Source organism: Providencia sp. PROV129, assembly GCF_028482245.1.
Lineage (GTDB): Bacteria > Pseudomonadota > Gammaproteobacteria > Enterobacterales > Enterobacteriaceae > Providencia > Providencia vermicola.
This window is the reverse complement of sequence record NZ_JAMPQD010000011.1, coordinates 181886-203163: the sequence shown is the minus strand read 5'-3', so window position 1 is coordinate 203163 and position 21278 is coordinate 181886. Positions and strand designations below refer to the sequence as shown.

General features: G+C 37.6%; 20 protein-coding genes. 19 read left to right on the top strand and 1 reads right to left on the bottom strand.

All coding sequences use genetic code 11. From position 1 onward, the window contains the following. The first annotated feature begins 85 nt into the window (after nt 1–85). The 19 genes from PSF27_RS09025 to PSF27_RS08935 all read left to right on the top strand — a co-directional run bounded on the left by PSF27_RS09025 (nt 86) and on the right by PSF27_RS08935 (nt 20181). Nucleotides 86–865, top strand: a complete 780-nt coding sequence (locus tag PSF27_RS09025; protein WP_272681325.1) for an AraC family transcriptional regulator — start codon at nt 86–88, stop codon at nt 863–865. Continuing rightward, nucleotides 855–2561, top strand: a complete 1707-nt coding sequence (gene sctC / locus PSF27_RS09020) for a type III secretion system outer membrane ring subunit SctC (protein ID WP_272681324.1) — start codon at nt 855–857, stop codon at nt 2559–2561. Before PSF27_RS09025 ends, sctC begins: the two co-directional genes overlap by 11 nt. After that, a complete protein-coding gene (gene sctW / locus PSF27_RS09015) occupies nt 2552–3646 on the top strand; it encodes a type III secretion system gatekeeper subunit SctW (RefSeq protein WP_272681323.1) in 1095 nt (364 codons plus the stop codon). The genes sctC and sctW overlap by 10 nt, the downstream gene beginning before the upstream one ends. A 19-nt stretch (nt 3647–3665) precedes the next feature. Beyond that, nucleotides 3666–5732, top strand: a complete 2067-nt coding sequence (locus tag PSF27_RS09010) for an EscV/YscV/HrcV family type III secretion system export apparatus protein (protein WP_272681322.1) — start codon at nt 3666–3668, stop codon at nt 5730–5732. A gap of 29 nt (nt 5733–5761) precedes the next feature. Beyond that, on the top strand, nt 5762–6169 hold the full coding sequence (locus tag PSF27_RS09005; RefSeq protein WP_272681321.1) for a type III secretion system protein: 408 nt from the start codon (nt 5762–5764) through the stop codon (nt 6167–6169). Nucleotides 6170–6186: 17 nt separating this feature from the next. Further along, on the top strand, nt 6187–7479 hold the full coding sequence (sctN, locus tag PSF27_RS09000) for a type III secretion system ATPase SctN (protein WP_272681340.1): 1293 nt from the start codon (nt 6187–6189) through the stop codon (nt 7477–7479). Beyond that, nucleotides 7476–7919, top strand: coding sequence for a hypothetical protein (locus tag PSF27_RS08995; RefSeq protein WP_272681320.1), 444 nt, complete (start codon nt 7476–7478; stop codon nt 7917–7919). Before sctN ends, PSF27_RS08995 begins: the two co-directional genes overlap by 4 nt. Continuing rightward, a complete protein-coding gene (locus tag PSF27_RS08990; protein WP_272681319.1) occupies nt 7906–9159 on the top strand; it encodes a SpaN/EivJ family type III secretion system needle length determinant in 1254 nt (417 codons plus the stop codon). Before PSF27_RS08995 ends, PSF27_RS08990 begins: the two co-directional genes overlap by 14 nt. Beyond that, nucleotides 9159–10088: a FliM/FliN family flagellar motor switch protein gene (locus PSF27_RS08985; protein ID WP_272681318.1), complete on the top strand. Its 930-nt coding sequence runs from the start codon at nt 9159–9161 to the stop codon at nt 10086–10088. The genes PSF27_RS08990 and PSF27_RS08985 overlap by 1 nt, the downstream gene beginning before the upstream one ends. A gap of 1 nt (nt 10089) precedes the next feature. After that, complete coding sequence (locus tag PSF27_RS08980) at nt 10090–10755, top strand: EscR/YscR/HrcR family type III secretion system export apparatus protein (protein ID WP_272681317.1); 666 nt, start codon at nt 10090–10092, stop codon at nt 10753–10755. Nucleotides 10756–10769: 14 nt separating this feature from the next. After that, the gene (gene sctS / locus PSF27_RS08975) at nt 10770–11039 is read left to right on the top strand and encodes a type III secretion system export apparatus subunit SctS (RefSeq protein WP_272681316.1); all 270 of its coding nucleotides are present in this window, start codon (nt 10770–10772) and stop codon (nt 11037–11039) included. Next, nucleotides 11039–11833, top strand: coding sequence for a type III secretion system export apparatus subunit SctT (gene sctT, locus PSF27_RS08970; RefSeq protein ID WP_272681315.1), 795 nt, complete (start codon nt 11039–11041; stop codon nt 11831–11833). Before sctS ends, sctT begins: the two co-directional genes overlap by 1 nt. A gap of 16 nt (nt 11834–11849) precedes the next feature. Beyond that, nucleotides 11850–12932 (top strand): EscU/YscU/HrcU family type III secretion system export apparatus switch protein, encoded by a 1083-nt coding sequence (locus PSF27_RS08965; RefSeq protein WP_272681314.1) that lies wholly within the window; start codon nt 11850–11852, stop codon nt 12930–12932. A gap of 222 nt (nt 12933–13154) precedes the next feature. Next, nucleotides 13155–13643, top strand: a complete 489-nt coding sequence (sicA, locus tag PSF27_RS08960) for a type III secretion system translocator chaperone SicA (RefSeq protein ID WP_442958946.1) — start codon at nt 13155–13157, stop codon at nt 13641–13643. A 40-nt stretch (nt 13644–13683) separates the two neighbouring features. Continuing rightward, nucleotides 13684–15747, top strand: coding sequence for a type III secretion system translocon subunit SctE (sctE, locus tag PSF27_RS08955; protein ID WP_272681313.1), 2064 nt, complete (start codon nt 13684–13686; stop codon nt 15745–15747). 20 nt (nt 15748–15767) lie between these two features. Then, nucleotides 15768–17102 carry a type III secretion target, IpaC/SipC family protein gene (locus PSF27_RS08950; protein ID WP_272681312.1) on the top strand — a complete coding sequence of 445 codons (1335 nt, stop codon included), beginning with the start codon at nt 15768–15770 and terminating at the stop codon, nt 17100–17102. Nucleotides 17103–17105: 3 nt separating this feature from the next. Continuing rightward, complete coding sequence (locus PSF27_RS08945) at nt 17106–18089, top strand: IpaD/SipD/SspD family type III secretion system needle tip protein (RefSeq protein ID WP_272681311.1); 984 nt, start codon at nt 17106–17108, stop codon at nt 18087–18089. Between the two features lie 71 nt (nt 18090–18160). After that, on the top strand, nt 18161–19906 hold the full coding sequence (locus tag PSF27_RS08940) for a hypothetical protein (RefSeq protein WP_272681310.1): 1746 nt from the start codon (nt 18161–18163) through the stop codon (nt 19904–19906). A gap of 8 nt (nt 19907–19914) precedes the next feature. After that, nucleotides 19915–20181 (top strand): acyl carrier protein, encoded by a 267-nt coding sequence (locus PSF27_RS08935; RefSeq protein WP_272681309.1) that lies wholly within the window; start codon nt 19915–19917, stop codon nt 20179–20181. A 113-nt stretch (nt 20182–20294) separates the two neighbouring features. Here the strand turns inward: PSF27_RS08935 and arcC are convergent, their stop codons facing one another. Beyond that, entirely contained in the window at nt 20295–21245 is a 951-nt protein-coding gene (gene arcC / locus PSF27_RS08930) for a carbamate kinase (RefSeq protein ID WP_272681308.1), read from the bottom strand. Between the last annotated feature and the right edge of the window lie 33 nt (nt 21246–21278).

Here is a 21278-nt window from a genome sequence, read left to right as displayed (position 1 = left end):
GTAATTCCATCATATTCATTTGTTCTTAGCTGGATAATTCGACATCCTGCCTCAGTGACCAATTAATGAATAGGGTTTAAATATAATGTTAAAGAAAGATATTGCTGCATTATTAGAAGATGGAAACGTTTTTTTTTCTTTACAAGATAAATTATTTTTATCTGTCCCATCTAAGGATACTCCAGCTTTTATTTATAAATCTCCATACTCAAATTGTAATATTCGGTTTGAAAAAAAAGCTATATTTATCGCAAATGACGATGTGTTGGCGGATAACATGAATCTTGGCTGGAAAACGTATTCGATGGATTTATCGGAGCTAGTCGAGATCCTCGCTGTGATTGATACCGCGATGAAGCAGTCTTTCCTGGTAAAAAAAGACAAAAACACATTAATCAGTGAATCTGTTAAAGAATATATTTTATTGGATGAAACGCTTTCTGAAAGTTATTCAGTTAAAAATATTGTAGTTGATTTAATTATTCGCGAACAGCCTGAATTTGATGCTTGGTGTAATACATTACGTAAATTCGAAGCCTACGGAATGATGAGATTCATACTTTCTGCGGCGCAAAGTGACAAAAATGCCAACATTAATCAGCTATGTGTTCGTTATGGCGTATCAGCTTCTTATTTTAGACAACTTTATCGGGAAAACTTTAATAAAACAGCAAAACGCAAAATTATGAGTGTTCGTATGGCAAATGCTATTTTGCAATTAATTGAAAGTGAAAGTTCAATTTTAGATGTCGGGTTAGAAGCTGGTTATTGTTCTGCCTCACATTTTACCAATGATCTTAAAAAGGAATTGGGACTAACTCCATCAGAAATAAGGCATATTGGAGCAAATTTATATGAGCAATAAAAGAAAAGGAGCTGTATTACTCTCTCTCCTTTTATTAAGTACTAATATCCATGCAACACAATCAGATATCATTGTTGCAGAGCCCGTGATGCAAAACAGTACGCATGATACTTTTGTTGCAAACAACATTGCAGTTGGCAAAGTATTCGAAGCGGTAGCTGAGCGATTAAATAAACCTATCATACTGAGTAAATTAGCCTCACAAAAGAAAGTCACAGGTAATTTTAATCTCGCCAATGCAGACCAAATGTTTAAAGCCTTAACGCGTAGTATTGCTTTAGTGTGGTATGACGATGGGGCAAGCATCTATATTTATGATAATAGTGAAATGCGCAGCACAATTATTCCTATGAAAGGAATAAGCAGTGTGCAAGTGATTAATTATATTCAACGTAATGGTATTTATGATGAACGTTTTCCTGTTCGTTCGCAGGGAGAGGATAGCCTATTATTTGTATCTGGCCCCCCGTTATACGTTGAATTAATCAAAGCCGCCGCGCTTTATTTAGATAAACAAATCCAGCAAGAAGAAAAAAAGCAAGAAGAACAAACAAACAGTGAGGTGGCGGTTATTCCGTTAAAACATGCATCTGTTACAGATCGTAGTTATACCTCTCGTAACCAAGGTACCACCGTTCCAGGGATGTTAACGGTGATTAGTGCGTTGTTTAAAAGCAACGGAGATAGTGTCGAGGAGGTTACCAATTTTCAACCTACAAAAGCGGATATAACCGAGGATTTGGTTGATGAACTAATGGATGCCCCCATCGGTGCGAGTGAAACACCGAAAAAACAAATTGTGGTGCATACAGGTAAAAAACCGTTATCACTAGTTGCTCACCCAGATAGTAACAGCTTAATTGTTAAAGGAAGTAAAGAACAAATTAGCTATGTAAAAGAATTGGTTAAAACGTTGGATGTTCGCCGTCGCCAAGTAGAGCTCTCCCTGTGGATAATTGATATCACCCGTTCAGAACTGGATAATTTAGGGGTCAATTGGGAAGTTGGTACTTTACATGCTGGACGAGGTGCTGTTTCGTTCAATCGTAGCACATTATCGAATAGCCAAGACTTTTTACTACAAATTGATGCATTAAGTAAGAAAGGAAGTGGTCACATTGTGTCACGCCCAGTTTTGCTGACTCAGGAAAATATTCCTGCTTTATTTGATAACAGCACCAGTTTTTATGCCAAGTTACAAGGTGAACGTATTGCGACATTGGAGCAGGTTACCTACGGTACGATGGTCAGTGTCATGCCACGTATTTCAGCGGGGCATCAAGTTGAAATGGAAGTTAATATTGAAGATGGTGCGCAAAGCCACGGTAGCGATGGTAAAGCATCAAGTGTAGAAGGCTTACCTTCAATAAATCGAACAAGCATTAATACGGTAGCTCGTATTGAGAAAGATAATAGCTTGCTGATTGGGGGATACACTCGTGAGCAATATATTGAAAACGAAAGTAAGGTCCCTTGGTTGGGAGATATCCCTTATCTTGGTGGCTTATTTAGCAATTCATCAGTAAATCAGCAGAAAATGGTACGGCTTTTTCTCATTCAACCTCGTTTACTAGAGGAAAATGAAACTTGGGATGGGCGTCAATTTTCGGAGAAAAAACGTATCACAGAACGTGATAGCCAATTACATGGCACGGTACAGTTTCTGCAACAATATATGAGCGAATCATGGCGATAGCACCGCTAAATTCGGCTGGCCGCTTCTCGGTAGGTATGCAAGACAAAGGGCGTACTTCATCTAAAAGTAGCACTGATGATAGTGAGGAAGTAGCTCGAGGACAAGGAGTCGTCGATAGTAGTAGCGAATATGCATCAATGGCGATGTTAGCTGCAAGCCACATTCGTCGAGGTAGTTCGCGAAAAGATGCTGAAGAAGAATGGATGCGTTTTGCCGAACGCATTTTAGATAATAATGCCGATGACAAAGTCACACACATTGAAGGGCTATTGAATAAGCAGTTAATGAACCCTCGGCAATTACGCGCATTATTATTGCAATTTTTTCCAGATGCTAGTGATTTATTAATGGCGCTAGCGACATTAATTCATCGGAAAAAATTGAAAAAAGAGCAGATAGAGTCACTAGAAGCGTTACATGAACAGTTATTGAGTGAAGAAAATGCACGCAGCGCACAAGCTGGAGCGAATGTTGCTTTACTTGCCAAGGCATTTGCTCAAAAGCTGAAACAAAGCGCAGGAAATTTACGCGCGGCATACCGTGAATTTATTAGTTATGACGGGCCTGTTGTGTATTTGTATGAGCAATGGGTTGAAGAAATGGAACTTCAAGAGCGCGAAAACATGATGCGTTACTTGGCCCGGGCACTTGCATGTGATTTACAAGCATTACCGTTGGGTGATGTAAATATTAGTGAATTTGGCAATTTTTTTATGCAAGTTGGCCGATTGCGAGAATTGCAATCGCTTGACACTATCTTTGCCCAAAAATTTTTGCAGTCAGCGCTTTTTGGTTATTCAACTGACACCCATAAGTTGGCATTAGAAAAATCGTTGAGCCAAATATTTACGGGCGGGATCCGCGGGTTAGTTAGTTTTGAAGAACAACTTATTGCATTTGTGAATAAAGAATTACGTGTCGTACACACTGAAATACGCGCAAGATTTCTACAACTATTATTATTAGCATTTTCAATTATTCCAGTTGCAGTATTTCCGTCTATGGAAGCCAGAGATGCGTTATTGGAATATTTAAAAATACAAATGAATGACATTGTGGCACAAGAAAGAATCAAAAATAAATAGATAGGAAATATTTAACTTCATGAAAAATATTACTGGATTTTTACTAAAAATCCGACAGCGACCTGAACTTATGGTATTAGTTATCATGGTGATGGTAATTGCAATGCTAATTATTCCATTGCCTACAATACTAGTCGATTTATTGATTGGCTTAAATATCATGATTTCGGTACTTATTTTTATGAGTTCTTTTTATATTACTCGCGTACTGAACTTTCAATCATTTCCATCCATATTATTAATTAGTACGTTATTTAGATTGGCATTATCAATAAGTACCAGTCGTTTGATTCTATTAGAAGCGGATGCTGGGGATATTATTGCAACGTTTGGTGAATTCGTTATTCAAGATAACTTAGTGGTTGGGATGGTCGTATTTGCCATTGTGACAATTGTGCAATTTATCGTGATCACCAAAGGTTCGGAGCGTATTGCTGAAGTTGCGGCACGTTTCTCTTTAGATGCGATGCCTGGTAAACAAATGAGCATTGACGCGGATTTACGTGCTGGTGTTATTGATGAAGCAACAGTGAAAGAAAAACGCGGTGATTTAGAGAAAGAAAGCCAGTTATTTGGTTCCTTTGATGGTGCGATGAAATTCATCAAGGGTGATGCTATTGCTGGGATTGTGATTATTTTTGTGAATCTAATTGGTGGTATTTCTGTAGGTACTGCTCAGCAAGGTATGGATGTATCTACTGCTCTTAACACCTTTTCTTTGCTGACGATTGGTGATGGATTAGTCGCACAAATTCCAGCGTTGTTAATTTCAATCAGTGCGGGTTTCATTGTTACTCGAGTCGGTGGGAATGATAAAAATTTAGGTGAAAACATCGTTGCCGAGTTGTTTGCCAATGATTTCACCATCTTGATTACAGCTTGTATTGTATTTTTCATGGGCTTTTTACCCGGTTTCCCAACCAGTATCTTTATATTGCTTTCTGCACTTTTATTTGGAATATTCGCTGTTCGCTACTATAAGGCACGTAAGAAAAAATCGGATAAAAATCAGCAAGAAACTGAAAGTATTAACTCAGATGTTACTGAAGGAGAAACACAAAGAGCAAATCAGGAATTCGAAGAAGAATATATTCCAGAGACATTGCCAATTATTATTTCTGTTAACCAAAAATATAAAGCACACTTAGAAGAAAATAAATTTCTATCTCGAATGAAAAAAGATGTTTTCATTCGTTATGGATATCGTATACCGGATATTGCAATTAATTACTCTCCGATTGTTGCTGAAAATAAAATTATTATATTAATTAATGAAGTAAAGGCCGGTGAATACGATATTTGTTTTTATGGGCATCGTCTATTAACTCAAACTGATGAATTAGAGCATCTTGATATTGAACTCACCAAATATATCGATGAATACGGAACGACAAGTCTCTGGTTTGCTGAGGATAATAAAGAGAATCTGGATAGACTAGGTTTATACAGTCGTGATGATATTACCGAAATGATTGATTGTGTTAGCACATTAATGCTTCGCCATATTAATGAGTTCTTTGGGATCCAAGAAACGAAACATTTATTGGATGACCTAGATAAAAAGTATCCTGAACTCCTTAAAGAATGCTATCGACACGCGACAGTACAAAAGGTTACAGAAGTTTTCCAGCGCTTATTGATGGAAAAGATATCAGTACGCAACATGAAGCTGATTATTGAAAACTTAGTGCAATGGATACCAAAAGAAAAAGACAGTTTGATGTTAGTTGAACATATTCGTAGTGGGATGGCTCGTTATATTTCATCACGATTTGCGGTTGAAGGGCGTCTAAACGTATTGATGATTAACTCAGTTATTGAAGATACGATCCGTCAAGGTATTCGTCAGGCTTCAGGGGGAATGTATTTACACCTTGAACCAGAAACAACAAATGAGTTGATTCAAGCGGCAGAGCTAGCTTTAGAAAATAGTTATTTATCTATAAGAGACGTGAATATGCTCGTGCCTATCGATATTCGTCGTTTTGTGAAGAAAATTTTAGAAGGACGATTCCCTGAATTAGAGGTGCTGTCGTTTAATGAAGTTTCTGAAACAATCAAAGTAAATGTTATTAAAACAATATAATCATGACCGATTAAGGTTAAGGAGTAAATATGAAGTACCGTTTTGTGGAAACATTGAATACATATTTAAATTCAATGGGCCGTAGTGATTTAGTTGATCAAAACTTAGATTGCCATTCTAATATTCAATTGGAAATGAGTGACTCCCCAGCTATTAATATCGACCTTTCATCAGATGATATTATTATTTGGTGTACATTAGTTCCATATAATTATAGCCGTGTAGATTCAGTTAGTAGCTTATTATTAAAGTCTATTATTGAATATCCACTAAATAATTTTTATCCAGGTCAGCCTGCGTTAAATTTAGTCGATGACATGTTAATTTTATCTGCGGTATTAAAAGAATCAGCACTCAATGAAATATCACTATTTTCAGAGAGTCTTGAGGAATTTTTTGAACGCGCAAATGAATTACGTGAACACCTTTCTGCTTAATGTTCCTAATCTAAATGATGAAATTTTTTGATATCTGCGCGCATCCCGCGCGCATTCATGGATGCTTAATTGAAGCGCCACTACAAGGGGTATTTATTGGTGAAATTTGTTTCATTGAACAATCAATTTCAAACCCTGAAATTATAGCGAAAGCACAAGTAGTGGGCTTCAAGGAAGGGTTGACTGTATTGAGTTTAATCGGGCGAATTCAAGGTTTAACCCGTGAGGTAGTTATTCGTCCCAGTGGTTATCCTTTTGTTTTACCTGTGGGTGAGTATCTTGCCGGAAAAATTTTCGATGCATCAGGTGAGCAGGTGGGGCTATTAGCTGAAAGTGAACATGATGCATTGAACCTGCATACTCGCCTACAACGTATTGATAGCCCCCCTGTTAGTGTCACACGAAGACGACCCATTGATGAGCCATTAGTTACTGGGGTCCGTGCTATTGATAGCTTACTTACCTGTGGTTTAGGGCAACGTATTGGTATTTTTGCTGCGGCGGGAAGCGGTAAAACGTCTTTGATGAATATGATCATTAACCATGCGGATGCAGATATCCATGTTGTGGCTTTAATTGGTGAACGTGGGCGAGAGGTTATTGAGTTTATTGAAGAATTACAACAGTCACCTCATGCGGCTCAAACCATTCTAGTGTATGCCACCTCAGACAGTCCGCCGATTGAGCGCTGTAATGCGGCGTTACTGGCTACAACAATTGCAGAATATTATCGTGATCTTGGGCGTAATGTCTTGCTCTACGTTGATTCAATGACACGTTATGCGAGAGCGCTACGGGATGTCGCATTGGCAACGGGTGAATTACCTGCAAGGCGAGGCTATCCCGCATCAGTTTTTGAACAATTACCCATGTTATTAGAGCGGCCAGGGCGTTTGCAGCAAGGCTCCATTACGGCGTTTTATACGGTGTTATTAGAAAGTGAGGAGGAGGCGGATCCTATTGGCGATGAAATTCGTTCAATTCTTGATGGTCATATTTACCTAAGCCACAAACTAGCAGGGCGTGGTCATTATCCCGCTATTGATATTTTACATAGCATTAGCCGTGTTTTCCCTAAAGTGACATCTTCGACACAAAGAACAGAGGCCGCAGATGCACGAGAAATGTTGGGTAAACTCGAACAACTGCAACTTTATTTGGATTTAGGTGAATACAAAGAGGGCGAAAACCTTGAGAACGACAGAGTATTGGCGAAAAAAACAGATATTGAGCAGTTTTTAAAACAGGGCATGGAAGAACCTTGTTGTTTTGAAGATACCTTAAAACAGCTGAATAAACTCGTGTCATGAGTGTCAAAAATTTATTGCTTCTGACACAACGGCGCTTAGATAAAGCGCGACAAGAGCAAAGTAAATTAGCGTTTGCCATTTCTGAGTTACAACAAAAGTCATCGAGTATTTCTGAGCGTATTAAAACGTTATCAGTGCAAGTTATGTTGTATGAAAAAGCCCAAGAATTAAAACCGATTGAATTTTGGGAACGGCAAAGATTGAAAGCTGCGATATTGGCAAATATAGCTCAGCTAGAACATCAAATTGACACTATTTCGATACAAATAGAGAAGTATCAACAATTAGTGGAGCAAATAAGAAGGCAGGCTCTTTTATTGCACAGTAAGTGTGAAAAATTCCAAAAATATCTTAAACAGAAACGTCTTGAACGATGCTTAAAATTAGAACGTCAACAGGAAAATGAAATAGAGGAATTATTTATTCATGTCAGTCATTAAATCTTCTTCGAAGGAGAGACTAATTAGTGCCACGCCAGAGTTAGCTGGGCAGATGGCGAATCATCATAAAGATGATAAAACGCCTCATAATGATGGTAATTCTGAGCATAGTTATCAAAAGTTAGTAAAAAAGGTTGCAGATATTTTAGTACAAAAAAATATTGTGAAAACTAAAAACCCGCTTAGTTCTAGTGCAAAGGTTCAAGAGAAGACACTTAATTGTTCCCAGTTGACTGGGGTGTTAGAGGGCTCATCCGCGGCACTACATTTTCCCGCAGAGGTTATGCCGCATACGATGCCAGTGGTAGTGCCTTTTGTAGGTGATGTATCTTTAAGTCATGTTACGGAGCCGCTTCAAAGCGAGTTGCCATTAGAATTCACTGATGAAGCGTTGGTCGGTGATATACAAGAAATACCAATGGATGACGAACTGTTCGATGAAGACATTCCTTTACTTAATATGGGGGGGGCTCCAATGGTCATTATTCCTCATAAAGAGGTTATCCAACAACGTAATAGTTTATTGAATACATCAGCCAGCATGGCAGGAAATCAGCAAGAGCAACCAATTGCCAGTGAGTTTGAAAATGACAATATGATTGAATCACCTCTACAGAATAAAGTGTCACAACATTCTGTTTTAACACCAAAAATGGTTGAACAAGAATTCAAGCAAATTGCAAAACCGGATGCTGAGGTCAATGTAAATCAAGTCTCAGAAAATTTACTGGAATCAGTCATGTCCACTGATCATTTTATGCAAAACCTGACGAAAAATGAGAAAAGACCGTCCATTTTACATGAGAGCTCGAATAATGTTGACGATATGATAGTGCGAAATGGTCTGGCGTCGTCAGAAGTGGGAACGTTGTTATCATCTCAGTCTCAGGTTCAAGAGCAGCCAGTATCACTGACAAAAGATCTCTCAGCTGTGGTACGGCATATTGAACAAGGGATAGAACACAATGATCTCAATTATCGCTTTCAATACAGCCATAATTTACCAAAGACATTAACTTATACTTTCCAAAAATGGAACAATTCGCCATCAGTAACCTTTGAATTGGCAACAAAAACTGAGCTTATCGCATCGACATCGAGTGGGGAAATGCAATCAGCTTTGCAAGACAATAAACATTTATTAGGTAGCGAGAAACATATTTATTTTCGTCAAGAGCAAGACGAACGTAGACAACAGCAAGGACAGCAACAAGAACAAGAACAACAAGAAGAAGATTAATGATGTTGAAAATTCGACGAATTAGCCAGCTAGAAAAACAATTGAAAACGTGGCAGCAGCAATATCAAGTTGATGTTGTTAACCTCAGTATGCAGCCAGAGCAACGTTATTTTAACGTGCGCTTACAGGGTGAGATGGAATATGTTGATGTGCGGGTGAATGCTGAAGATTGGTGCCGGCATCGCTGGCCTGATTTATCTCATTATGCATGGAGCTCGCTGAGTATGGACACATTATGCGATATATTTGTGTATGAAACTCAGGATAAACAATTTTTTGATAACCAATTTGTTTACCACTCGATTGATATTATAGAACGTGACGATATTCAATCGTATTGTTTATCCGTAAAAGAAAATACGCTTGGAAATGTATTATTTTCTGCCCCATTTGAAGGTTTGGCTGTTCGTGAGAAAAATAACTACGCGCTAAGAAATATCGTATTAACTGCTGATTGGGTTTTAGGATATAGCTACATAAGCCTCTCGTTATTGCGTTCATTAGCACTAGGAGATGCACTCTATATTCAACAGCTACAATTGAAAATGGCAATTGCTGGGCGTGAATTTGCTCAGTTTCAAAAACAAGAAGAAGGCTTATTTATGATTGAAGAAATTTTATCACCAGAAGAAGGTATTGAACATTCTTCGGATGAGAACTATCAGACTGAAACTGAAAATTCATTTAATTTAGCAGATATGAGTATTAAATTAACATTTGTCTTAGGCCATAGTGAGATCCCTCTTACAGAGCTTAATGATATTCAATTGGGTTCTATTTTTTCTATTGGAAAAAATAAAGAACGAGAAGTTAAAGTTTATGCAAATAAGCAATTAGTTGCAGAAGGAGAGCTTATTTATTTAGGTGATGAAAATGAATTAGGTTTGGAGATCACTCGCATAATTAGTTTAGGTGATAAAAGAGTTTAATATGCCAACGGTTCCACAAGAAATTCCATTATTAGCAATAATTGCATTTTCAACACTATTACCTTTTATTATTGCTGCGGGTACCTGCTATTTAAAAATTTCCATTGTATTAATCATGGTGCGTAATGCGATGGGGGTACAACAAGTCCCCTCAACGATGGTATTAAATGCCATTGCATTATTATTATCGATTTTTGTCATGATGCCTGTTCTCCAGGATGTGAACAGTTATATGCGTCAAGAGAGTGTTGATTTTAGTAATGTTGAATCTATTGACCATTTTGTTGACGATGGATTAGGGCGTTATAAAGATTATTTGCAAAAATATTCCGAACCACAATTAGTCACATTTTTTGAATCTCTGCAACAAGGACGCAGTGAAGCTGAGATCAGCGAGGAAACAACAACTGCGACATTATTCTCTTTATTACCTGCATATGCATTGAGTGAGATTAAGTCCGCATTTGAAATTGGCTTTTATATTTATTTACCCTTTGTTGTTATTGATTTAGTGATTTCCAGTATTTTACTTGCATTGGGAATGATGATGATGAGCCCTGTCACAATCTCCATTCCAGTGAAATTAATCTTATTTGTTGCTATTGATGGATGGGCATTAATTTCTAAAGGGCTAGTTATGCAATATATTGAACTAGCACAACATTGACGTGGAATATTGATATGGATGAAATTGTATATATCAGCAATAAGGCAATGTTATTAATTGTTATTTTATCAGCGATCCCTGTCATTGTTGCTACAGTGGTCGGGTTATTAGTCGGGTTAATACAAACAGTAACTCAATTACAGGAGCAAACACTCCCTTTCGGAATTAAGTTATTAGCAGTATTTGGCTCATTATTCATGATTTCAGGTTGGCTAGCAGATAAAGTTATAAATTATGCTATCGAAGCTATCACCACGGCCATACCTACTATAGGGTTGTTTTAATGAGCCAAGAATTAGTTTCACTGGCTTCTTATTTATTTTTTTTGTTTCAGCAAGAGTTAGCCAAGTTAGCATTGGGTTGGCTGCGAATAGCGCCAGTGATGTTCTTTCTGCCTTTTCTGAGTAATAAGTTATTAAATAGCACTATCATCAAAAACTGTGTAGTGGTCTACATTATATTGGGCTTGTGGCCATTTTTTGCAAATGCCAATATCCAATGGGAGCAGACAGGGCTGGCCGAGATTTTTTTGTATGAAATTGTTATCGGTCTAGTTCTGGCTTTTATCCTTGGTCTGCCATTTATGATAGCTAATATTGTGGGAGAATTAATTGATACTCAACGTGGGGAAACGATCAGCAGTATTGTGGATCCTGCGAGTGGAACGGAAGCTTCTGAACTAGCTGTATTCTTAAGTTACATTGTCTGTATGATATTTTTAGCGCAAGGCGGGATGTATCAGCTTTCCACTATTTTCGCACAAAGCTACTATTTATTACCAGTAGGACAAGGATTCTCTCATTTTAACAGCTTACCTTTAGGCACCTGGCTAAACAGTATGGTAGTTAAAGGCGTTATATTGGCAGCTCCTATTATTGTCACTTTATTTATCAGCGAAATGGCTCTTGGGTTGTATTCTCGATTTTGCCCACAATTAAATGCATTTTCATTGTCATTAGCAATAAAATCAATAATTGCATTTATTGTTCTTCTGTTGTATTTCCAAAATGAAGTTCCAGACATTTTAGTTAATATGATTTCACTATCACCATTAAAAGATATTTTTATTTCTAGTTAGATTTAGTTGGATAACCATGGCGGAAAAAACAGAAAAGCCTACAGATAAAAAAATAAAAGATTCAGCGAAGAAAGGACAAAGTTATAAAAGTAAGGATTCAGTTGCCGCAATTGTATTGTTTTTCAGTGCATTTGTTTTAGGAGGAGGAACAAGTTTAGGTGATTTAGCTGTGCTGATGAAAAAAATATTTCAATCACCTAAGGATATAAATATTGATACTCTACTTTGGGAGTTTTTTCAGATTTTTATTGGTGTCTTATTACCTGTTTTATTAGTTTGTTTTTTAACTGGAACCATTATTTCATTATTACAAAGTCGTTTCAGATTAGCGACAGAAGCAATAAAGCTTGATCTTGGAAAACTAAACCCAATCGCGGGATTAAAAAAAATATTTTCTTTAAATTCACTGAAGGAACTTGTAAAGGCAATATTATATTTGATTGTATTTATGACTTCCGCGGTAGCCTTTTTTTATCTTTGGCGGCACGATATTTTTATGCTTTATCGTGCCGTAATTGACGGCGTTATTCAACAATGGGTTAATTTATCAACGACGTTTGTTATGGTGTTTCTAGCGGTGGCATTATTAATTATTTTGGTTGATATGATCACTGAGTTTTTTCTCTTTATTAAAAACTTAAAGATGGAGAAGCAAGAGGTTAAAAAAGAATACAAAGACAATGAAGGTGACCCGCAAATAAAAAGTGCACGCAGAGGTTTGCATCAAGAACTGTTATCTGAAGATGTCAAGTCAAGTGTTCGTAAGTCTACATTCGTTATGGCTAACCCAACACATATTGCAATGCTAATTTATTACGATGCAGATATTGCTCCGTTACCTTTGCTATATTTTAAGAGTAAGGGAGCTCAAGCTAAGGCCATTATTCAATATGCTGAAAAAGAGGGGGTCCCTGTTGTCCGTGATATTCCACTAGCACGAAAAATTTGGCGAACATATAAAAATGATAGTTTCATTGATGATAGTGGTTTAGAGGAGATCATGTTAATTATCTCATGGTTAATTAGAGTTGAGCTAACTAAAATGGGAATTGAAGTTGATGATGATGTAATCGAATTAATTAATAGTGGGAAGTTTTAATTAGATATTTTCGTCATACTGCAAGTGACAGCATCGCCGACTGAAATCATTCGAATTGAACATTTAACGGTATCTCGGATTATTTAGAGTATAGATTCGGTGAATGTGAAATTCAAATAAATAGAGTAAATCGTTTTTTTAAAGAAATGGATTAATTGATTGATTATGATGCGGATATATAACCGCATCATATATTAAATATTAATGCAAAAAGGTAAATTTATGGTTAATACACAAAATGAAAATGTTCCATCGATTGATATGGAAGACTTACTGGGAAATATTACAACTGCATTAATGGATGGTGCAACTTATAAAGATATTCATGGTATACCTCAAAGTACAATGGATGGAATTTATGCATACGCTTATGAGTTTTATCAACAAGGTAAATTAAAAGAAGCGGAAACCTTCTTTCGATTTTTAAGCATTTATGATTTCTATAATACAGATTATGTCATGGGATTAGCTGCTGTCTATCAATTAACGAAACGCTATGAAAAAGCCACAGAGCTATATGCATTAGCATTTGTTTTAGCAAAAAATGATTACAGGCCGCTATTTCATGCAGGGCAATGTAATTTAATGTTGAAAAAAAGTAGTGCTGCAATTCATTGTTTTGAAAGTGTTTGTGAGAATGGTAACGATTTTGAATTACAAGAAAAATCACAAGCCTATTTAAATGCATTAAAGAAAAATGTGGAAAAATAATTAAAGATTAGCCGAGTCTGAAATGAGTTAAGGAGAGTTTATGGTTGATATTACGGGCCTTGGTAATAGTGAACGAATAAAAAATATTCATACTTTTTTACAAGGAAGTAACCCATTAGGGATAAGCGAAGATAGCGTAAAAGCGGTATTAGCGTTAGAAGAAGCTTGTGCTGATATGGCATCAGTAGAGCAAATGAAAAGTCAGCGAAATGAAAATATTCCTAAATTATTAAAGCCAAGGATGATGGCTATGAAAATGAGCCCTCAAACGAAAGGTGCACAGCAAGATAAAGGATTTAATTCTACAGCACTATTAATTGAATCATTTTCAACGCTTCGTCAATTATTACATGAAGGCAATTTAAGTGAACTGAAGAGTCGTTTGCAATTATTAAATATAGAATCAGATTCTATACGAAATAAAGGCAATGAATTACTTGATGTTTTCTCTGAATCCGTACAACAAGCATCGGATATGACGAATGAAATGGAGAACAGTAAGCAGAAATTAAATGCAGCAAAAACACAAAAAAATGAACTAGATAATAAAAAAGATATTTATACGCAATCTATTGAGAGTAATAAAGAAAGCTTAGCTAATACTCAAAATGAATTAGCGAAGAATGAAGCAATATTAACTCAGCTTGATGCTTTAGAGCGACCGATTACCGAAGAAACACATGAAAATAAGGTGTTGGTAGAAGCAAATATTGCCAAATTAAATATAAAAATTAATCAGTTAGGTAATGAGAGAAAAGAGTTAGATGAGAAACTTTCTCTATTAAGTAACAGTGAAAGTACACTAATAAGCGAAATTAATACGCTACAGAATGATTTCGAGATCCTGCTGGATAAAGCCACTGAATTAGCAAAAATTTCTGATGATAATCGCCAACAGCTTAGTCAATTTATAGAAAGTGCACCTAGAAAAGCTCAGGTTGATGACGGTGAAAAATGGGAAAACACACTAGCAGTATTAACCTTATTAACCGCTCAGCTTAAAAAAGCGATGAATGAAGATTCAATTCGGAATATGAAAGAGCAGGAAGAGGTTATGAGCGTTATGAGTGAAGCATCTCGTAAAGATTCCGATAAAAAAGCGAAAGAAGCCGAAGAAGCCCAGCGTAAAGCGGATGAAGCCAACAAAGCCGCATCTTGTGCGAGCAAGATTTTGAGTTACGTTATGCTCGCGGTATCTGTCGTTGCAACGGTGGCTACATTTGGTGCGGCTGCGCCTTTAACGCTTGCGGTTGCAGCTATAGGGATCGCTATTGCTGTTGCAGATATTGTTTTAGAAGAAACGGGACAAAGTAGTCTGATGCAGATGCTAGCAACAGAGATCTCCAATGCTGTCACCGATATGTTGATCTCCTTTGGTGTTCCCGAGGAAAAAGCCAAGCAAATAGGCAGTATCGTTGGAATGGTTGTCGCAGCAATTGCTTTTTTAGTGCTTTCATTAGCATCGATGTCATCGTTTGTGAAAAACATCGCCAGTATTGCCACCAAAGCGGTAAAAATGCTTGCTAAAAATGCAGGTAAGTTGTTGAAAACGGTTATTAAGTCTATGCCTAATAGCTTGACAAATGCATTAGGTAAGGTTGCGAATAGTGCCAGTAAAGTTGGGAAATCCACGGATGATATGGTGGTACTCACTAAATTTACCAAATTGGCTGACAATATTGATGACTTACAACAGACAGTAAAAACCACAGCGAAGATAGCGCAAAAAGCGGATGACATGAAAGATATCGCTAAAGCGGTGGATAAGACTGCGGCCTCTATTAAAACGCAAAGTTCCACGATGGCTTGCCTTGAAGTTGGAATGAAGGGCACTGGAGCGGCTTTGACTGTTACGAATACAGCAGTAACTGGGGGGCTAAATTTACATGCAGCCGCACAAATACGTGATATGAAAGAAATGCTTGCGGGCATGATGCTAAATAGTGAAACCATTCAGGCGCTAGATGAATTACTGAAAAGTTTACTGAAATCCATGTCTCAGAATTATGAGCAATTTGAGGAGATGTTCAGCGGAATGCTGACGTCATTAAACCAATCCGGTCAGGCTAAAGCAAATACATTGAAAGCCGCTAGTTTTGCATAATTAATATAGGAATTTATTAAATGAGTTTTAATATTCAATCAGAATTAAGTAAACCAATTTTATGCCATAAGCCCGCGAACCTTGGTGGAGTCTCCTCTACAATTAATAGCGATGTGAAGGCTGGGACAGGCCAGCCATGTCAAAATGTACAATTAAAAGATGTACCTATGATGGCATCGGGGTCTGAGATAGTAATGGATAAGCCATCACTAAAGGCATCTCAGTTTCCAATTCATGATGAGCAGATGTTCGCGGAACTTTCAGTATTAACTGATTCAGATAAGCTAATTGTATTGAACGATCTTAATACATTTAAAACGCTTACAACGGAAAATATACAACAAGCAATAGGGAAAGTATTAACTGAGGAAAAGAGCCATATTGACCAATTAATGGGAGAGGCTCAGTTGCCAGATGAAGCTGATTTAAAACAAATGTCTCAGGCTATTCAAGTACTGATTGGGAGTAGCTTCTTTAAAGACCTATCTTCAGAGCGTGTCGATGGGCGTGAGGTTAAAAATGACGAACCATCTATTGATGGCATACGAAAAGATACGTTTGTTGGCATCATTAGTAGCGATTTGATGATGGAGTTAACGAAGATCATTCGTCAGGTCATGAGGGAGATTAATATATCAGACCGTCGGATCAGCGCAGATTTTTTGCAATTAAATGCAAAAATGGTACAAGCTTCAGCTGATGCGACTATTCGTGAAGGGAAAGAAATGTTTAAAGGGGCTTTGATGGGCTTCTTTACTTCTCTTGCAATTACCGCCGCAGGAACCGCTTTTCAAGCCAGAGGCCTTCGCCAGCAACACCAGTCTATTAAAAATAATCTTATTCCAGGGAATAAAAATCTGACAGGCGCCGATAAGCTATCAGGATTAACTAGCAAAATTGGTGCGAATTCACCGAAGTCTAATATTTTGAGCGTGTCTGGTAAAGATGGTTCAACCGTGAGGTTGAATAATCAAGCGACGCAGAATCAAAAGAATATTGCTAATCAAAAAACGGCAGAAGCGGGACAGCGTACGAAAGATTTAGGGTTATCTGAGCATGAGCAGCACGAGAAAATCATGAATAAATCCCGTGTACAAATGGGTATGGCTGAACAAGCTTCTCGTTTGTCTGATAATGCGGGCCAGTTAGCCACCTCAGGCAATCAAGTGAATGTTAAAGCGGAAGAAGCGAATAAAAGTATCGCTCAATCAGTGGCTGATATTGCCCGGACGATTTCGGCAGATAAAGATAAGCAAGTGGATAAAAGCCAAGATTTAGTGAAGCAAATGCAGGAACATTTACGCGAAATACGTGAGAGTACTTTAAGGTCGTTTCAAAGTGTGGTGAGGGGGTAAATTATGAATATTATTTCTTCTGCTCAGATAGATAGACATCCTAACCTCCAACGACCGGAAGGAGGAGCACCGTTAGAATCAAACCATCATTTACTTGATGGTGGGGATATTGTAGTTAATGAATCACTGATGCCTCACGAGCAAGCCCTTGATTTATTTAGGCAGATGCAATATGAAATACCTGATGTTGTCTATCAGCAAGCACCTCAAAATGATACCCCTGAAAATATAAAATTTAGGGCAAAAACTTTATTGCGGGAAAGTAAAAGGGTGAATGATGAGTATGAGGAAGCCAGAGCACTAAGCCGTACTAAAGATGTTGATGGCAGACCTCATATTGATGGCTTAAAAGGTAACATTATAAATGTTCACTACTATCAAGAATTATATGGGGAATTAGTTAAAAAAGCCACGGAATATATGCAAGATATGAATACAGCATTGGGTTCAATGAGTAGCCATATTAAGGCAGGGAGCGATAATAAAATTTACTTTGAACCTGGAGATTTTGTAGAGGCAGTAGATAAAATTTTATCCAAATATACAAATCAAGAGTATCTTGGAGGTAGTCATAACGATTATTTTAATGGATGGGATGTTCCTTATGAAAAAACTAACCCATTTCTAGAACTAGAATATAGTGACAAGGCCTTTTATTTTTGGGTAAAAAAGCTGGACAAACAAGGTTTTGATGTTAGGCAAAACGGAAATAAGTTATGTATATATCCAGACTTAAAACATATTATGGCAATTTATCAATTTGTTTCAGATTCTAAGGCCCCTTGGTCGGGGGGTAATATTTCTTCGCAAGAATTCCAAAGTTTACAATCTGCCATAGATAGCGAGAAAAATGGAATTAATAGCTCAGTGTCACGTTTATTAGAAACATTCCGACAAGATAATAGCCATTTCGAAACGTTAACACAATTGCTCATTCAATTATATAAAGACTTACAACAATATAATAATGGGTATCTTAACATATAATTTTTAGTCTTAAATTGCGTCATATATTAATTCTATTTTTAATATATGACGCTGCATCAGAAAGGTTTTATATGACAAATATAAATAATGCCCTGAAATCCTCGGCTATTACGGATCCATCATTAATACTCCTGCAGGATAATAAATCTGGGGGAATTTCTAATAATATGATGTCCGTGAATAATTTAGGAGGGGGTAATGGCTTTCCAATCAAGAATCATTCCATTGAGAAAAATATTGATATCTCTGGTGATAGCCATGAACTTCACGTTAATAATCAAGAGAAGCAAGCTCAATCTATCGCGTCATTATTTGTTGAGAACAATATCGATATCAAACCTGAGATGATATTAAAAACCATGAAGTTAGGGCATGGTGGTAGCTTGCAAGGCCAAGAATTACAATATCGCCCAGAGAATACGTTAATTGTATTGACGTTACTCGACAAAGATAGTGTTTCAGTGGATTTATTATCCAGTGCAGCAAAATTAATTAAACATGCAGATTCAGGTAGTAAAGATAATGATTTTAAAAAAGTGTTGAATGAATATCAGTCTGCATTCGATAAAAAAATTAATAATCAAGTATCCAGTTTGGGCGAAGATGCTTTTGAGCAGTTGATACAGCGCTTCGAAGACAAATATGTTACGCCTGCAATTAAAGAAAAACTTCAGAATTATATAGCAGAAGATGTCATTGATAGTTTGCCAATTAATGATTTTTTAGTTGATGAGCTTAATGACCAAAAAAAACAAATAATGGTTGAGGCAAAAAACCAGCTACAACAACATAAAACGGGTAGTTCGGTAGACAGGTTTCAACAGCTAAATAATATATTTGGGGCGCTAGAGCAGAAAATAGAAATAATTAGAGAAATAAATATATCAATAAAAACTGAAAACCACACTGATAGCTCTCAGCCAACATTGCCAGCGATGAGGACTCAGTCAGAAGATGTTGTGGATGGTAGTGACCAACCTACTATGCTGTCAAAGGCCGCTTCGCCTTCTGAATCAAGGCCAATAATAACTAATTATTACACGACTAATAATTATAATATGCCAAAGGATATCGTTACGATTAGGAATACTGAAGCGGACGGCACTTACAGTGATAATAATAAGCCAGAGAGGCAGGTATCAGAAAGTGTAAATCATCAAAGTGATGCAGCAATGAATGATGTCACGAAACCAATCACAAGATCCAATAGATCATTAGATATTCAGGGAATAAATAATGATCAGTCTACGGTAAGAAATGACAATGAGCCAAAAGAAGCGCCTTCAGTTACTCAAGATTTGCATCAAAAAACGTTGAGTAGTTCGCGCTTTCCATCTGGAGAGCTTAAAGAGACGCAATCACCGTCTTTAACCGCTAAGTCGTCTTTGGATATTAATGGCTTTTTACCAAAAGGTATTGTGCCAACTAACCGCTTTGAATTGGTTGAAACGGTAGATACTGTTACAGGAAAAACGAAAAAGACTTGGCAGCCAATAGGTGAGGAAAGAAAGACGGTCACGCTAACCACTCAAGGTGCACTAACTCGTAATCAGGCAGAAAAAGAGCATTATGCAAATGAGCCAATTGTGCCGAGCGGTGAGAAAATGGGGATCCCAAATAACGTTAATGGATTTAGTAACCGCTTTAAGCCTATAGAAGTGACTGATGAGGCGACAGGAAAGACGCGAAAAACATGGCAATTATCCGATGATAAAACGAGCCAATCAGTCACTTTGACAGAAATGGGGGCTTTGACTCGTAATCAAGCTGAAAAAGAACGTTATGACGATAATGCGTCTCCTCTTGCAAAAGGTTAATGGGTTAAATGACAGTACAAAATATCTCCTCCGAGCAGTGGGTCACTGATCAAATCAAAGAAATTCGCACTTTTTCCGGGATCACGAAGCCTTTTTCTATGGACTCTGCTTTAATCAGTGACTTGCATATAGATTCTTTGGAAATGTTAGAGTTAATTACCGCGATTGAGCAGCATACTGCAACCCCGCTCAGAGATGATGTATGGATGAAATGGTATCGATTACAAGATATTGCGGATTATATTTCAACGGTATTAAGCTTTACGAATAACTAATCATTATTCAGAGTGCCTTATATCCCCACTCTTAATGGTGGCGATATAAGGCACTGTCTTTGGTGGAATGCCCGATGAAAAATGTCGTCAGATAAGTGGTTAAAGTAAAAAACTTATCCTTGAACGATATGGGTTCCTGTTTCACCACGTAAGGCTTCAGGGAGCTTTTCAGGAGTAGTTATGATCACGCGCTTCCCACCATTGGCAATAAAGGAGAGGCTGGCTTCAATTTTAGGTAACATGCTGCCCGCAGGAAAATGGCCTTCTTCCATATAGCGTTGCATATCGCTAGTGGCGGTTTCACCAAGCGCTTTTTGTTCTGGCTTACCGAAGTGAATACACACTTTTTCGACACCGGTGGTGATAATTAAGATATCGGCATTCAGCTCTTTGGCAAGCAAAGTGGTGGATAAATCTTTATCAATCACCGCATCAACACTTTGATATCCGCCATTGCCATTATCAATAACAGGAATGCCACCACCGCCAGCTGCGACAACCACATAATCATGCTCGGTTAAGGTACGAATAGCTTTCGACTCAACGACACGCTTGGGTTCTGGAGAGGCTACCACACGGCGATAACCACGACCTGAATCCTCAACAAAATGCCAGTTTGGGTTAGCTTGTTGCAATTCATTCGCTTGTTGCTCAGTAAAGAACGCCCCAATTGGCTTGGTTGGATTGTTGAAGTTCGGGTCGTTTTTATCCACTTCAACTTGAGTAACTACAGTAATCGCTTGGCGGTTATGACGCTTCGCTAATACGTTAGTGAGTGCTTGCTGAACTAAATAGCCGATACCGCCTTGGGTATCCGCTACACAGTTAGCGAGAGGGGTTAATGGTAAACCCTCTGCTTCATGCGCAATCTCTGAACGGCGCAAATCAAGCCCAACCTGCGGTCCATTTCCATGAGTCAAAACAATGTTGTAGTCGCCTTCAAGCATGTCACTAATATGCAGCGCCACTTCTTGAACGGCTTTTTCTTGAGCTTCGATAGACTGGCTGTTGTTATCTTTGATAATACTGTTGCCCCCGATGGCAACAACCACGAGTTCTTTCATTGTTAATATTTCCTGATACAGAGAGTTCGGATA